This window comes from Actinomyces sp. ICM39 (assembly GCF_000282935.1).
In the GTDB taxonomy this organism is placed as follows: Bacteria; Actinomycetota; Actinomycetes; order Actinomycetales; family Actinomycetaceae; genus Pauljensenia; species Pauljensenia odontolytica_B.
On sequence record NZ_ALCB01000095.1, the window covers coordinates 20,216 to 33,294 of the forward strand.

The window sequence follows — 13,079 nt, forward strand, 5'->3', positions numbered from 1 at the left end:
CCCCGGCCTCGTCAGGCGAGCAGAGAGGCGACCCGCGCTTTCAGGTCCGGCAGCACGTCGGTGGCGAACCAGGGGTTCTTCTTCATCCACATCTGATTGCGCGGCGAGGGGTGAACCAGCGGAAAGTAGGCGGGCAGGTAGCGCTTGTAGTCGCGCACGACCTCGGTCAGCGAGGCCGACGAGGGCAGGTTGAGGTAGCGCCTGGTGGCGTACGCACCGACGAGGATCGTCATCTCCAGCTTCGGCATGAGCTCGAGCAGGCGCGGGTGCCACGTGTCGGCGAAGTCCTTGCGCGGAGGCAGGTCGCCGCTCTTTCCCGTGCCCGGGAAGTAGAAGTCCATGGGGACGATCGCGAGCTTCCCGGACTCATAGAAGGTGTCCCTATCGACGCCCATCCAGTCGCGCAGGCGGTCGCCGCTGCGGTCGTTCCACACGATGCCGGTCTCTTCGGCGACGCGCCCGGGCGCCTGGCCAACGATCATGATGCGGCAGTCAGGTCCTGCAAAGAACAACGGGTCAATCCCACGCTTCGTAAACGAGGCGTTGGCCGGGTCTGCGGCGATCTCCTCGGCGATTGCGCGGACGGCCGGGTCGGTGATCTCAGGTGTCATAAACCCAGGGTATGCCCACCCCACGAGCGCGCAGCCCCCGGCGACTGACAGGTCACACGCCGCACACACGCTATAGTTCCCCACAAATGTCGCATGCAATTCCCCAACCGGCCATTTCAACACTCTCCCAGAAACCGCGGAATTTCAACGATCACAATTCAAATCCTGAAAGATCTGCGGGGGAATTGCATGCGGAAATGGAGGGAGAACGCAGTACAGAACCGGCCACGCCAACGAGTAGCAGCAGAGACACCACTTAGTAGCAGCAGACACACCGATTAGTAGCGGCGGCCCGACCGGGCATACAGTGGAAGACATGAGGACAATCAGGTCGAGGCGAGGGCAGTGACAACACGATTCGTGCGCCGCTCCAACAAGATGGGCGTTATCACCGCGTCGGTTGCGATCACGCTCTCCCTGTTTGGCCTCGCAGGCCTGACGTCGAGCGCCCTCAATCGAACGGGTCACGGCCAGAAGGATCCCGCCCCCGTCTCCTACGAGGAGGACGGCACGTCCTCCGTACTCGCTGCCTCCACACTGGAGGGGACGATCCAAGAGATCAGCTACAAGCAGGCCTATGAGGGCACTACCTACGAGAAGGAGGCCCTCGTCTACGTTCCACCGACCTACACGCCGGGGGTTCCCGCAAACATTGTCTACCTGACGCACGGGTGGTGGGGCTCCGCCGACGGCCTGGCCGAGGGCGCGGCCCCCATCGTCGATCAGCTGACCTCCGAGGGGGCCATCGCTCCCACGCTCGTCGTGTTCGCGACCTACTATCCGGATCGGTCGTTCGCGACCGACGATTACGAGGACGACTACGCACTCAATCGCTTCTTCGCGACAACCGAGATCGACACGCTGATCGCAGCGGTCGAGTCCCGCTACACGACGTACGCACGAGGAGACACGTCGGACGAGTCGTTGCGTGCCTCGCGCAGGCACCGCGCGTTTGGCGGTTTCTCGATGGGCGCGACGACCACGTGGGACGTGTTTGCCCTGCGCCCGCAGTACTTCTACGGCTACATGCCGATGGCGGGCGAGTCATGGATCGGACGCGAGGAGGACGACGACTCCGCACAGATCGCACAGCTGGTGACTGCCGGGGCCGAGCGCGCGCACTACGGGCCGCAGGACTTCCGCATCCTCGCGTCGGTCGGCTCAGAGGACCCAGCCCTGTGGGACATGACCCCGCAGATTGATGAGCTCCGCGAGGACTATCCGGACCTCATGACCGAGGACAGCCTGCAGATGTGGATCGACGAGGGAGAAAGCCACTCCATGACCTCGGTCGGTAACCAGGTCGCCCACGACCTGCCGCTGCTGTTTCCGCCCGCGTAGGGGCCTCTCCCCGTTCACCGACAGAGTCAGCCCCGGCCTCGTTCCTTTTCTCATGGACGAGGCCGGGGCTGACTGACAGATAAGCGCGGCCCTTATGCGCGGGGCTGGCGCTCCGCCCACTCGCCGAGGCTCACGCGCGGACCCGTGAAGAACGGGGTGTCCTCGCGCACGTAGAGGCGCGCCTCGGTGTAGCGCTGGGCGTGCATGACGCCCTCGAGACGGTCGAGGGTGTCGGCCTCGAACGCGAGCACCCACTCATAGTCGGAGAAGCCGAAGGCAGACAGGGTCGAGCCCTTGACGTCCGGGTACTGCGCGAAACCGTTGCGGCCGTGTTCAGCCATGATGCGGGCGCGCTCTTCGGGAGCCTTGAGGTACCAGTCAAAGGAGCGCACGAAGGGGTAGACCATCGCCCAGTCGCGGGGCGCGACGCCGCCGAAGCAGGCGGGAATGTGGCGCTTGTTGAACTCGGCGGGGGTGTGCAGGCCCATGCAGGACCACACCGGGTCCAGGAACTTGCCCAGCGCTGACGCGCGCAGGCGGTGGTAGGCGTCCTGGAGGACCTCGGGATCGTCGTCGAGCCACCACACCATCAGGTCTGCCTCGGCGCGGAAGCCGGACACGTCGTAGAAGCCGCGGATTTCCGCACCCGCGCCCTTCACGTAGTCCAGGGACTCGGCAATGATGCGGCCGCGCTCGCCGTCGTCGGCGGGCAGGGACTCACCGAGTGCGAACACGGAGTAGAGGGCGTAGTGCTGCTTGTTGTTGACCTCGTCGAAATCGACGTCCGTCGCGTCGCGCGGGTCGGTGACGCGGGCGTGCGCGGCATGCGAGTGGGGCATCGCCTCGGTACCCGCGTGGCGGGCGTGGTGGCGCGCGGCGTGCTCACCGACGCGGTCCGGCACTCCCGCGGGATGTCCCGGGTTTTCCGGGTTCTGCTCGGGCGGCACGACGGCGTGGGGATGCGGGGTAGACATGGAGTCCTCCTGAGTTGTGGCTGGTTGACCGGCGGCTCGGGCGGGCGCGCCGGAAGAATGAGGGGCGGTGCCAGGGTGAGTGCTGGCACCAGCGGACGAGGCATGGCCTGGGCGCGCCGGGGAGAGGCAGCAGTCGCTCGGGCAGACGGTGTGGAAGGGGCCGGTGCCCGTCACGGTGACGGGCGAGGGATTCTCGCCTCGTGCCTGGGCCGCGCGCTCTTCGAGCACGTCGACCAGGGAGGACACGAAGGCCGGATCCGTCGCGACGGTGTCGGCGCGCTCGTAGGGGATCCCCAGGCGCGCGGCGGTCTCCTTCGCCTCGGTATCGAGGTCGTAGACGACCTCCATGTGGTCGCAGATGAAACCGATGGGGACGACGACGGTGCCGGTCGGAGGCGCTGTGTCGGCCGCGATCTCCTCGAGGAAATCGTTGATATCGGGCTCAAGCCAGCGGGCCTGCGGGGGCCCCGACCGCGAGCAATACACGAGGTCGTAACCCAAATCCTCGCGGCCAAGAACGCGGCGCAGCTCGGGCATGATCGCTTGGATAAGGGCGTGGTGCTGGGCGACGTAGCTGATTTCAGTGGCCGGGGTTCCCGCCGGCGACGAGGCCTCGCTCCCCTGCTGCTCGGCGCGACCGCCCGAGGCCGCCACGGCCTCGTCGATCGAGGGATGGAACGGGAAGGGCGAGGACCCTGCTTCCATGCTCACGGGGATGGAGTGGGTGACGAAGATCAGGCGAATCCCGGTCGGGTCGACGCCACGCGCAGCAAGGGCCTCCCAGGCACGCCGGACGGATGCGATCTGCGCGCTCGCCATGCCGGGGGTCGAATAGTAGGGGCGGACCTTGTCCAGGATGATGTCGGCGTCGGGGTTGTCGGCGCTGTCCTCGGCGCCGAGTTCGATCGTCCCCCACTTTTCGCGCAGAGCTGCCGCGGCCTCGGCGAGGTCTTCGCGGTACTGGCGACACCCCGAGTACGAGGCGTAGGCGGAGGTGGGCAGGACGAGGATGCGCCGGGCGCCCGCCTGGGCGAGCTCGTCGAGGCCTTCGGCAACAAAGGGGTGCCAGTTGCGATTTCCCCACCCGACGGGAATGTCGTGCCCGCGCCTACCGAGCTCCGCGGACAGGTCGGCGATCAGGCGCTGGTTGCAGGCATTGATGGGCGAGACGCCGCCGAAGCGCTTGTAGTGCGCAGCGACCTGGAGCAGACGCTCATCCGGGATTCCGCGACCGCGCGTCGCGTTGCGCATGAACGGCAGGACGTCGTCCAGGCCGTTCGGGCCGCCGTAGGACAGCAGCATGATCGCGTCGTAGGTATCCATACCTGGCACTTTCGCTCCTCCTTCAGGCCTCGCGCAGACAGTGTAGGGCCGCTTGCCTCCCCCACGCAGCGACAGATTGTCAGAAAAACGCAGCAAATCAGCAGTTTTCCCCTGCGCGCAGCGCCACCTTGCACACAAAAGTTAACACTGTTAACCTTACCTGCGACACAAAGTTAACAGCGTTAACCGATGGGAGAAAACCGTGTCACATCCACACGCTCCGGGCCTGGAGGCCCGGGGAATCCGCAAGAGCTACGGCACCCACGAGGTCCTGCGCGGAGTCGACCTGCACGTCGAACCCGGGCAGATCCTCGGCCTACTCGGACGGAACGGAGCGGGCAAGTCCACGCTCATCACGATCCTGTGCGGACTGCGCCGCGCCGACTCAGGGACCGCATCCATCTGCGGCCACCGACCCGCATCCACCGAGGCCGCGCGGTTAATCGGATACGCACCCCAGGAGCTGGGCATCTACCCCGACCTGAGCGTCGCCCAGAATCTGGCAGCCTTCGGCGAGCTGCACGGATTCGGCCGACGCGAGGCCACCTCCCGCGCGGGCGAGGTCATGGACCTCCTCGGCCTCACAGAGAAGCGAGGGCAGCGCGCCTCGCACCTGTCGGGCGGACAGCAGCGCAGGCTCCACGCGGGCATGGCGATCATGCACCGCCCGCGCCTGGTGTTCATGGACGAGCCGACCGTCGGCGCGGACGTGGAGGCGCGCAGCCAGATCCTGCGCGCAGTCCGCCAGCTCGCCGACGACGGAGCGGCCGTCGTCTACACCTCGCACTACCTTGCCGAGTTCGAGGAGCTTGGCTCCGACATTGCAATCCTGAACGAGGGTCGCATCGTCGCGAGCGGCACGCTCGAAGAGATCGTCTCTCACCACGCGCGCGCCGAGGTCACGCTCGAGTTCGATCGCCCCATCCCCTCGATCGACGGGTGGAGCGCCGACGACAGGCGTCTCCAACTCATCGGAGACGAGGCCGACCCAGGTTCGCGGATCGGCGAAGCCTTGGCCTCGCCCGCCCTCGAAGGCGCGCGCCTGACGGACGTGCACATCATGCAGGCGAGCCTGCACAACGCGTACCTGCAAATCATCAAGGAGAGTGACCATGTCGCAGCTTAAGCAACTCGGGGCAATGACCCGCTTGAACATCCGCCTGCAGCTCACCGACCCGGCGCCCACGCTCATCCTGACGGTGATCCCCCTCGTCTTGATTCCCTTCATGATGCCGGCGTTCAAGTCGATGCTCCTGGCCGACGGCTACGCGGGCGTCACGGGCGCTGAGCAGGCAGTTCCGTCGATCGCGATCCTCTTCTCATTCCTGGCCGTGCAGAACATCATCAGCTCGTTCTTCAACGAGCGTTCGTGGGGCACGTGGGAGCGTCTCGAGGCCTCCCCCACCTCGCGCGCAACCATCCTCACGGGCAAGGCGCTGGTCGCCTTCCTCATGCAGACCGTTCAGATCGCGGTTGTCCTCGCGCTCGGCGCTCTCATTTTCGGCTATCGACCGACCGGGTCCCTCGTCGCGCTCGCCGCGATTCTCCTCAGTTTCTCAGCGGTCCTATCGGCGCTCGGCGTCACGCTTGCGCTGTGGTCACGCAGCCGCGACGCGGCCCTGTCACTGTCGAACATTATCGGCATGCTGGCGGCCGGCATCGGCGGCTCCTTCTCCACGGTCTCCTCGTTCCCCGATTGGGCGCAGCACGCCGCGCGCCTGTCCCCCGCCTACTGGGCGATCACCGCGATTCATGAGGTGAGCCTGGACGGGGCGGGACTTGCCGACGTCGGGGCGCGGATCGGCGTCCTGTGGGGTTTCTTCGCGGTGATCGCGGGGCTGGCACTGGTACAGTTCCGGTATCACAGGGAGTAACGTCCACCGAAGCGGAGAGTCCATGCCGTCGTCACGCCAGCGCGCGCTATCGCGAGAGATCATCTTGTCGACCGCGCTTGACGTGGTTGACGAGGAGGGGCTCTCCGCTTTGTCTCTGCGGTCCTTGGGAAAGCGCCTCGGCGTCTCCCAGGCCGCTTTTTATCGTCATTTCCCCGACAAGGCGGCGCTCCTGGAGGGCATTGCCGAGCAGGTCTGGCGCCTCACGTTCGAGTCGTTCCTGGACCGCGTGAATGCCGGAGCGGTCGATGCCCATTCGACGCCCACACACGAGGCATCGGAGCCGACCGAAGGCGCCCCCGCCTCGCCCCTGCTGACCTACATGCGCGCCTACGCGCATTGCCTGGCATCAACACTGCGTTCCCACCCGGGCGCGGTCATGCTTCTGCTCACGCACCCGATGTCGACGCCCGAGCAGCTGTCGCTCCTGGCGCGCGTGTTCGTGACGCTGGCCCGGCGCGGTTTCACGCCGAATGCGGACATGCTGGGGCTGGTCAACGCGGTGTCGATCTACACGACGGCCTTCGTCGCCGCCGAGGTCGTTCCGCCCGTGGGCGGCTCCCCCGAGCAGCCCGCCGACCTGTCGGCCGCGAGCGCCGCGCTCGATCCCGAGGACGCGCAGGCGCTGCGCCCGCTCATCGAGGATCTCCTGGACGGCCGCTACGACTTTAATGCCCAGTTTGAGCGGGGCCTGGAGGCGATCCTGCGCGGCTGGCACTGAGGCTAACGGACCACTTCCTCAACCTCGCGCACGATGCGCGCGCCGCCGCCGAGCGAGGACAGCTCCGCGCTCACCCCTCGGATCCCTGAGGTCAGGGCGGGCTCGTCGACGAGGGTGCGGGCAGCACGCGCGATAAGCGCAGGCTGGGAAGCGCGCACGGTCAGGCCGCAGCGCGCGTTTTCCACGGCCTCGGCGTTGAATTGGCGCTCAAAGACACGCCCCGGGACGATCACCTGGGGAACTTCGTAGGACAGAGCATCCATCATCGAGTTTTGCCCGCCGTGGTGCACGAAGACGCGGGCGCGTGGCAGGAGCTCAGCGACGTCGAAGCGGGGCGCGCAGGTCACCTCATGGTCCTCCACGGCTTGGACGGCCTCGGACACGCCCGCGACGTAGACGTCGCAGCTCAGCACCTCGGCGAGTTCTCGCCCGGCGCGCACGGCCACGCCCGCGGGGACGCTGCCCGCGCCGAGGTAGACGAGCGCACAATCGCGAGGCGTGGCCGTCAGTGCGGGCGGCTCGTCCAGAAACCCGCAGTAGACGGCCCGCTCCCCCGCCTGCGGTTCCAGGGTCGGGCAGCTCGGGATGAAGCGGCGCCGCATCCCCTCGAGGATCGTCAGGGACGAGGCCGGGGCGGGCATTCTCATCTCGCACAGCAGGCGTCGAATTCCTGCGGATTTACGCGGGTTGGAAGCGTAAGAGGCGGTCGTCGGCTGCGAGCCGCTGCCCACGCACGGGATTCCCTCGGCGCGGGCGGCGATGACGGCGGCGAGGTTGAATTCGGAGTAGACGACGTCGGGGCGGATGGCACGCATGTGGGCGCGGAGCGCGTCGACGGCGACGCGCGTGTAACGCTCGTCGAGGGCACCGGTCAGCCAGAGGACCTCCTCGAAGCTATGCACGGGCTTGCGGCCCATGAGGCCGAGGCGCGAGGCCAGGGGGAAGGTGTGGCGCGCGATGGCATCTGGCAGGCCGAGAGGTGAGGGCACCGGAATCTCGAGCGTCGGAGCGACGGGATTGACACAGTTGCCGTCGTCTCCCCATGCGAGCACGGCCTCATGGCCACCGTCGCGGAACGCACGTGCGACGCGCTGCGCGCGCGACCACGGTCCACCCATCCGCGAGCGGGCAACCATGGGAACGACGAGAACCTTCACGTGTCAAGGGTACGCGGATCAAAGGCTCCTCAAAACACGGACGGGTAAACTGAGCATGGTCGACGCCGAAACCCACGCGAGGAGGCATTCATGGACAAGCGAGATCGCATCCGAGGGGCAATGATCGGCTGCGCCGCTGGAGACGCGCTGGGATACCCGGTGAAAGCGCTGTCAGAGGCCGCGATCGTCGAACGCTACGGCCTGCGCGGGATCACCGACTACGACCTGGACGAGAACGGAACCGCGCGTATCACCGCGGACACGCAGCTCATGCTGCTCAGCGCAAATGGGATCCTCTTCGCTCACACGCGAGGCGCGCTCCGCGGGATCATGGCCCCTGTGTACCAGTATTTCGACGCTTTCTACATGAACTGGTACCGGTTGCAGACAACCGAACGTGCATCCCGAAGTCGGGTGGGATGGATCAACGCCTACCCTGCCCTGTCCGCGAAGCGCGCCCCTTCTCCCACCGTCATGGAAGTTGCCGCAACCAAGAAGTTCGGATCGATGGACGAGCCCGTCAACGATTCCAAAGGATCCGCATGCCTGCTGCGGGCAGTCCCCATCGGCCTCTCTTACTCCCGCGACCCCAACCGCATTGTCGAGCTGGGGGCAAACACGGCGGCACTCACGCACGGCAACGAAGTCGCCTGGATAGCATCAGGGGCGTTTGCGCTCCTCGTCTCTCACATCGTCCACGAGGAGCTGTCCATCGCCGAGGCCGTCAACAAAACACTGAAGGCTCTGGACAAGTCCTTCCCCGATTCCAGCACGGTCGTGTACGAGTTGTCGCGGACCATCCGCTCGGCAGTGTCGCTCGCTTCCTCAGCCTCGAGCGACCTGGATGCCATCCACGCCCTCGGCAAGGGGTGGGTCGCCGACGAAGCCCTGGCAATTGGTATCCTCTGCGCGCTACGCCACGAGAACGACATCGCGGGAGCGATGACATTCGCCGCCAACCACGGCGGAGACTCCAACAACACGGCCGCAATCGCAGGAACGCTCGTCGGAGCACGAATCGGTTTCAATGCGATCCCCGACAGGTTCGTCGATAGGCTCGAGCTCGTCGATGTCATCCTCGAGTTGGCAGACGACGTCACCACGGACTGCCCGATGTACGATTGGGGCCCGAGTAATCCAGTGTGGGAACACAAGTACATCTACAGCGACTACGCGTATTGGCGCAGGCGCACCCCGGAGGCCAAGGAAGACAAGGACGACAAGGAAGGCGAGGCCAAGCAGACCAACTAGACCAGCGCCCCTTCGAGGCTACAACTCCAGCCTCATGTGCACGAGCTCCTGGTAGCCCGAAGTCGCGGACCGGTAGCCTCGTGGGTTGCGCCCATACTCCTCGAACCCCGCGCACCGGTAAAGCGACACTGCCCGTTCATTGTCCGCCACCACTTCGAGCTCAAGCTGGGTGTAGCCCGCCTGCCGAGCGCAGTCAATGCTCGCATCCGTCAGCATCCGGCCGATTCCCATCCCCCAGTACTCCTTGAGGATGCTGATCCCAAAGCGCGCCCGGTGCGCAACCTTGCGCCGACTGCGCACTGCTGAGACTCCTGCGCTTCCCACGATGCGTCCATCGATGATTGCGACGAGCTCGACCTCATTGTCACTGCGCTCCGTTTCCTCCAGCGAGCGAGCCTCTTGTTCATCATCGACGCTCTGCTCATCCGGGTAGGACAGCAGGTAGTCGGTTTGCGCATGCGTGCGTTGCATGGTCTCGCGCAGCGCGCGGGCATCCGACGCGACGGCGTTCCTCACGAGGAGTTCCACCCCGCCCGCTAACAACTCCGTTTTGGCATACCTCATCGTCGGACTCCTCATCTTTCTAGGAATGAGCGTCAATTTCACGCTCAATGTAGCAATAGCAGTGCACGAGCGACACGCGCGAACGAGTCTGCAAGGAGCTTACTTACCCCCTGCAGATTGATTACCGCCAGATTTATACCGCCACTGGCGGTAATCGAGCAGTGGCCCCATGATCGGCCGCACCTCTTCCCAGACAGAAGAGGCAACCATTGCACACTGGCTCCAGAGAGCAATAGAATACGTTGTATTCAGACCGAGGAGGTCACCATGCCCACCATGACCATGCGCCTTGACGAAACGGACGCCGAGGTCGTGCGCAAGTACGCGGAATTTGAGGGAAAAACAATTTCCGACTTCGTCCGAGATGCCGTCTTCGAGAAGATCGAAGACCAGCAGGACCTTGCCACCCTGCGCGAGGCGATCGCTGCAGACAACGGCGTTCGCTACACCCACGAGCAGGTACTCGCGCAGCTGGGCCTGTAAATGTCCTACCACGTCGAGTACAGCGACGCAGCCCTCAAGCAACTGAAGAAAATGGACCGATTCGACGCGCGACTCATTACGTCATGGATCGGCAAAAACCTCGAGGGCTGTTCGGACCCCCGCATCCACGGCAAAGGCCTCACAGCCAACCGATCAGGCGAGTGGCGCTACCGCATCGGCAACTACCGCGCCCTGTGCATCATCGAGGATGACCGCCTCATCATCGAAGTGTTTTCCGTCGGACACCGCCGACACATCTACCAGTGATCACGCGGCCACACCGGCATCATCCAGCATTACCGCCAGATTTATACCACCACTGGCGGTAATCGCGTGGCACCCAAGGAGAGCAGACCGATAAACGGCAGGAGGCCTCGTCGATTGACGAGGCCTTGGCCGGGAGAGCGCATCGGGTTCAGTCGGTCCCATGAAACGCCCAGGCGCGACCGCGCACGCCGCGCGCGATGTAGCTGGCCCCCGCCAGGGTCAGGGCGAGACCGAGGCCAGTGTAGAAGAAGGCGATGAACCAGTCAGGGAAGAGCCCTGCGGCGCGCATGCCGATACCGAGGGACATCATGAACGCCATCATGAGGTAGCTCTTACGGTCGAAGAAGCGGACGACGTGGTGGCGCTCCCCCTCCAGGTCGGCGATGCGCTGGGCGTTTTTCTGAACGAGCTTGCTGAACATGGGGTGGAAGGCACAGAAGATGGCGACCGCGCCGCCCGCGAGCGCAAGGAGGATAAGGGCCGCGAGATCGCGCACGTCGATGGCCGCGCGCACGCCGAGGATCACGACATTCAGGCCGGCGAGCAGCCAGACGATACCGGCGACGGCGATCAGGGGCTGCTTCTTGATGCGGAATCGACTCATTTCTTAGCGTCCTTTTCGTCTGCGGTGTCGTCGTACAGGGAAGCATCGAGGAGGGCGAACAGCGTCTCACACTCGCCGCCGTCCATGAGGGAAGCGAAGATACTGCGCAGCACGTAGCGACACAGGGCCTCAGCGCTCATGGGACCGACGAGCCGGGAACGAACCACGGCCTCGTCCGCATCGAGGACGCGCCCGAGCCCGCGCTCGATGTGGGCGAGCATGGGGGCGCGTACCGCCTCGAGGGCTTCCTGTTCTGCGCTGGGGAGGCGGCGCATCTCGGCGAACCAGTCGACGCTCATGTCCGCGCGCGCGGCGCACAGGGCCTCGCGGAATCGCCGCACGTAGGAGGTGAAGCGTTCGCCGGGGCGCACGGCGCACAGCTCGTCGGAGAGGTTCTCTTCGAAGAAGCGGGTGAGCACGGCGGCCGTCAGGTCCGCCTTGGTCGGGAAGTAGCCGTAGACTGAGCCGACCGCGATGCCGCACGCGGTGGCGACCTTGCGCACGGAGAGTGCGGAGATGCCGTCGCGCGAGGCGATGGCGTAGGCCTGGCTGACCAGTTTCTCCGGGTCGATGACTTGTTTGGGCACGAAATCCTGCTGTCCTGCTACCTGCGACAATCCTTAATGAACAGTGTTCAGTATAGGCTCGCTCAGCCCTACGTCAACAGAAAAACTAGGAATCACACCGCCGCCAGCTCCCAGGACGCCTACCCCCCCCCATTTCCGCTAGCAAGACCCCGTCCTCCAGAGTTCCGTACACCACGACGCAGTGGCCAAAGACCATCACGCGACTTCGACTCTCACCCACTTCACAGGCTCCTCGTATCCCATCGACCCATCAGCTACACCCAGCATGGCCGAAAGGAACTCCGCATGATCGGGCGCGAAACCAACACCGCACATCCTGAGATACGTACCTAGCAGAGCGGCACCGGTTCGTTTATTTCCATCCAGAAAGGGATGCCCCGAAATGATTCCAACAGCGTACCGACACGCTTTCTCGACCGCACTGGGATAGAGTTCCTCGCCCCCAAACGTCTGGAACGGCTGAGCACAAGAGCCGAGGCCAACATTCCCTCGTCTCGCACGCCATCAAGACCACCGAAGCGAGCAATCGCAGCCGAATGGATGGCACACACATCGTCCCGGGAAAACGCGAAAGCGGTCACTTCGCGAGCTCTTCGAACACGTCCGCGTAGGCATCCATGAAATCGACAGCGACATCGACCGCGCTCTCAGATTGCTGCGCAGGCTGAATGACGACCCAAGGCCTGTTGTTCTTCAGGATCGTGACAGGCTTCCCCGTCCTGTTCACCTCTGCTGTCACCCGCGAAAAGTTATTCTTCGCCTCAGCGAGTCCCATAGTTAGTGTCGACATGCTACTCCTATCACCCTTAGCCATAATTATGGCCAGAATCTGGTCTCAGATCAAGGGAACAACAGCCTACTACTCCATACCACCCCACAGCGTTCCCAAATCAACACCAATCTGGGACTATCATGCAGACGATGAAAGGAGCGGCAATGCCAACGATGACCCGCACCGCTGAAGTAAAGACCCGCACGACAGCACAGATCAAGGCCGACGCCGCAGCCGTCTACGCACGCTGGGGAATTAGCCTGTCGGATGCGATCAACATCTTCCTCGCCAAGTCGATTGAGGTTGGCGGACTCCCCTTCGACATGCGCCCCGAGGCTCCCGCGTTTGACGGGCTTGAACACTACGCCTATCGGCCCAGCATGGATGCGAATGGAGTCGCGCGGCTCCCGGGAGACTGGGATGACGACGAGTGAGGCGGCGCCCGCCACGCTCACCCGATAAAGAAACCCGGCCTCGTCCCACGATTCAGGGACGAGGCCGGGGCTATCAGTCTGCGAGCTCAGCTCAAGGA

15 protein-coding genes and 1 pseudogene are annotated in these 13,079 nt (G+C 64.7%); 8 read left to right on the forward strand and 8 right to left on the reverse strand.

Annotated elements, in window-relative coordinates:
• Positions 1 to 11 precede the first annotated feature (11 nt).
• Positions 12 to 611, reverse strand: a complete 600-nt coding sequence (locus tag HMPREF1137_RS05860) for a uracil-DNA glycosylase family protein (RefSeq protein WP_007589974.1) — start codon at positions 609 to 611, stop codon at positions 12 to 14.
• 378 nt (positions 612 to 989) lie between these two features.
• Here HMPREF1137_RS05860 and HMPREF1137_RS05865 point away from each other — a divergent pair, with 378 nt between their 5' ends.
• Positions 990 to 1,952: an alpha/beta hydrolase gene (locus HMPREF1137_RS05865; protein ID WP_034497093.1), complete on the forward strand. Its 963-nt coding sequence runs from the start codon at positions 990 to 992 to the stop codon at positions 1,950 to 1,952.
• Positions 1,953 to 2,044: 92 nt separating this feature from the next.
• On the opposite strand, the gene hemQ is transcribed toward HMPREF1137_RS05865, so the two are convergent.
• Positions 2,045 to 4,249, reverse strand: coding sequence for a hydrogen peroxide-dependent heme synthase (hemQ, locus tag HMPREF1137_RS05870; protein ID WP_050980948.1), 2,205 nt, complete (start codon positions 4,247 to 4,249; stop codon positions 2,045 to 2,047).
• A 202-nt stretch (positions 4,250 to 4,451) separates the two neighbouring features.
• On the opposite strand from hemQ, the gene HMPREF1137_RS05875 reads away from it, so the two are divergent.
• From HMPREF1137_RS05875 to HMPREF1137_RS05885, 3 genes are read left to right on the forward strand one after another with little or no spacing between them, the layout of a single operon-like run.
• On the forward strand, positions 4,452 to 5,375 hold the full coding sequence (locus HMPREF1137_RS05875) for an ABC transporter ATP-binding protein (protein ID WP_007589988.1): 924 nt from the start codon (positions 4,452 to 4,454) through the stop codon (positions 5,373 to 5,375).
• Positions 5,362 to 6,123, forward strand: a complete 762-nt coding sequence (locus HMPREF1137_RS05880; RefSeq protein WP_007589965.1) for an ABC transporter permease — start codon at positions 5,362 to 5,364, stop codon at positions 6,121 to 6,123. Before HMPREF1137_RS05875 ends, HMPREF1137_RS05880 begins: the two co-directional genes overlap by 14 nt.
• A 22-nt stretch (positions 6,124 to 6,145) precedes the next feature.
• Positions 6,146 to 6,862, forward strand: a complete 717-nt coding sequence (locus HMPREF1137_RS05885; RefSeq protein ID WP_007589977.1) for a TetR/AcrR family transcriptional regulator — start codon at positions 6,146 to 6,148, stop codon at positions 6,860 to 6,862.
• 2 nt (positions 6,863 to 6,864) lie between these two features.
• Here HMPREF1137_RS05885 and HMPREF1137_RS05890 read toward each other — a convergent pair whose 3' ends face one another.
• On the reverse strand, positions 6,865 to 7,998 hold the full coding sequence (locus HMPREF1137_RS05890; RefSeq protein WP_034497095.1) for a glycosyltransferase: 1,134 nt from the start codon (positions 7,996 to 7,998) through the stop codon (positions 6,865 to 6,867).
• A gap of 111 nt (positions 7,999 to 8,109) precedes the next feature.
• On the opposite strand from HMPREF1137_RS05890, the gene HMPREF1137_RS05895 reads away from it, so the two are divergent.
• Positions 8,110 to 9,270 carry an ADP-ribosylglycohydrolase family protein gene (locus HMPREF1137_RS05895; protein ID WP_007589982.1) on the forward strand — a complete coding sequence of 387 codons (1,161 nt, stop codon included), beginning with the start codon at positions 8,110 to 8,112 and terminating at the stop codon, positions 9,268 to 9,270.
• A gap of 18 nt (positions 9,271 to 9,288) precedes the next feature.
• On the opposite strand, the gene HMPREF1137_RS05900 is transcribed toward HMPREF1137_RS05895, so the two are convergent.
• Entirely contained in the window at positions 9,289 to 9,834 is a 546-nt protein-coding gene (locus HMPREF1137_RS05900; protein ID WP_034497087.1) for a GNAT family N-acetyltransferase, read from the reverse strand.
• A gap of 267 nt (positions 9,835 to 10,101) precedes the next feature.
• Here HMPREF1137_RS05900 and relB point away from each other — a divergent pair, with 267 nt between their 5' ends.
• On the forward strand, positions 10,102 to 10,317 hold the full coding sequence (gene relB / locus HMPREF1137_RS05905; RefSeq protein ID WP_007589967.1) for a type II toxin-antitoxin system RelB family antitoxin: 216 nt from the start codon (positions 10,102 to 10,104) through the stop codon (positions 10,315 to 10,317).
• The gene (locus HMPREF1137_RS05910; protein WP_007589979.1) at positions 10,318 to 10,584 is read left to right on the forward strand and encodes a type II toxin-antitoxin system RelE family toxin; all 267 of its coding nucleotides are present in this window, start codon (positions 10,318 to 10,320) and stop codon (positions 10,582 to 10,584) included.
• Positions 10,585 to 10,732: 148 nt separating this feature from the next.
• Here the strand turns inward: HMPREF1137_RS05910 and HMPREF1137_RS05915 are convergent, their stop codons facing one another.
• The 4 genes and pseudogenes from HMPREF1137_RS05915 to HMPREF1137_RS05925 all read right to left on the reverse strand — a co-directional run bounded on the left by HMPREF1137_RS05915 (position 10,733) and on the right by HMPREF1137_RS05925 (position 12,565).
• Positions 10,733 to 11,188: a hypothetical protein gene (locus HMPREF1137_RS05915; RefSeq protein ID WP_007589960.1), complete on the reverse strand. Its 456-nt coding sequence runs from the start codon at positions 11,186 to 11,188 to the stop codon at positions 10,733 to 10,735.
• Positions 11,185 to 11,775: a TetR/AcrR family transcriptional regulator gene (locus tag HMPREF1137_RS05920; protein ID WP_007589978.1), complete on the reverse strand. Its 591-nt coding sequence runs from the start codon at positions 11,773 to 11,775 to the stop codon at positions 11,185 to 11,187. Before HMPREF1137_RS05920 ends, HMPREF1137_RS05915 begins: the two co-directional genes overlap by 4 nt.
• 195 nt (positions 11,776 to 11,970) lie before the next feature.
• Positions 11,971 to 12,243 (reverse strand): annotated as a pseudogene (locus HMPREF1137_RS10645) (type II toxin-antitoxin system death-on-curing family toxin); the annotation flags it as partial.
• Positions 12,244 to 12,352: 109 nt separating this feature from the next.
• On the reverse strand, positions 12,353 to 12,565 hold the full coding sequence (locus HMPREF1137_RS05925; protein WP_003793591.1) for a type II toxin-antitoxin system Phd/YefM family antitoxin: 213 nt from the start codon (positions 12,563 to 12,565) through the stop codon (positions 12,353 to 12,355).
• 146 nt (positions 12,566 to 12,711) lie between these two features.
• Between HMPREF1137_RS05925 and HMPREF1137_RS05930 the strand changes: the two genes are divergently transcribed.
• On the forward strand, positions 12,712 to 12,981 hold the full coding sequence (locus tag HMPREF1137_RS05930) for a type II toxin-antitoxin system RelB/DinJ family antitoxin (RefSeq protein WP_007589971.1): 270 nt from the start codon (positions 12,712 to 12,714) through the stop codon (positions 12,979 to 12,981).
• Positions 12,982 to 13,079 lie beyond the last annotated feature (98 nt).

Bases quoted from the DNA above. Each gene is read 5' to 3' on its own strand.
- HMPREF1137_RS05930 (WP_007589971.1), top strand. From the start codon at position 12,712: ATGCCAACGATGACCCGCACCGCTGAAGTAAAGACCCGCACGACAGCA.
- HMPREF1137_RS05885 (WP_007589977.1), top strand. From the start codon at position 6,146: ATGCCGTCGTCACGCCAGCGCGCGCTATCGCGAGAGATCATCTTGTCG.
- relB (WP_007589967.1), top strand. From the start codon at position 10,102: ATGCCCACCATGACCATGCGCCTTGACGAAACGGACGCCGAGGTCGTG.
- HMPREF1137_RS05880 (WP_007589965.1), top strand. From the start codon at position 5,362: ATGTCGCAGCTTAAGCAACTCGGGGCAATGACCCGCTTGAACATCCGC.
- HMPREF1137_RS05865 (WP_034497093.1), top strand. From the start codon at position 990: ATGGGCGTTATCACCGCGTCGGTTGCGATCACGCTCTCCCTGTTTGGC.
- HMPREF1137_RS05895 (WP_007589982.1), top strand. From the start codon at position 8,110: ATGGACAAGCGAGATCGCATCCGAGGGGCAATGATCGGCTGCGCCGCT.
- HMPREF1137_RS05915 (WP_007589960.1), bottom strand. From the start codon at position 11,188: ATGAGTCGATTCCGCATCAAGAAGCAGCCCCTGATCGCCGTCGCCGGT.
- HMPREF1137_RS05890 (WP_034497095.1), bottom strand. From the start codon at position 7,998: ATGGTTGCCCGCTCGCGGATGGGTGGACCGTGGTCGCGCGCGCAGCGC.
- hemQ (WP_050980948.1), bottom strand. From the start codon at position 4,249: ATGGATACCTACGACGCGATCATGCTGCTGTCCTACGGCGGCCCGAAC.
- HMPREF1137_RS05860 (WP_007589974.1), bottom strand. From the start codon at position 611: ATGACACCTGAGATCACCGACCCGGCCGTCCGCGCAATCGCCGAGGAG.
- HMPREF1137_RS05925 (WP_003793591.1), bottom strand. From the start codon at position 12,565: ATGTCGACACTAACTATGGGACTCGCTGAGGCGAAGAATAACTTTTCG.
- HMPREF1137_RS05900 (WP_034497087.1), bottom strand. From the start codon at position 9,834: ATGAGGTATGCCAAAACGGAGTTGTTAGCGGGCGGGGTGGAACTCCTC.
- HMPREF1137_RS05910 (WP_007589979.1), top strand. From the start codon at position 10,318: ATGTCCTACCACGTCGAGTACAGCGACGCAGCCCTCAAGCAACTGAAG.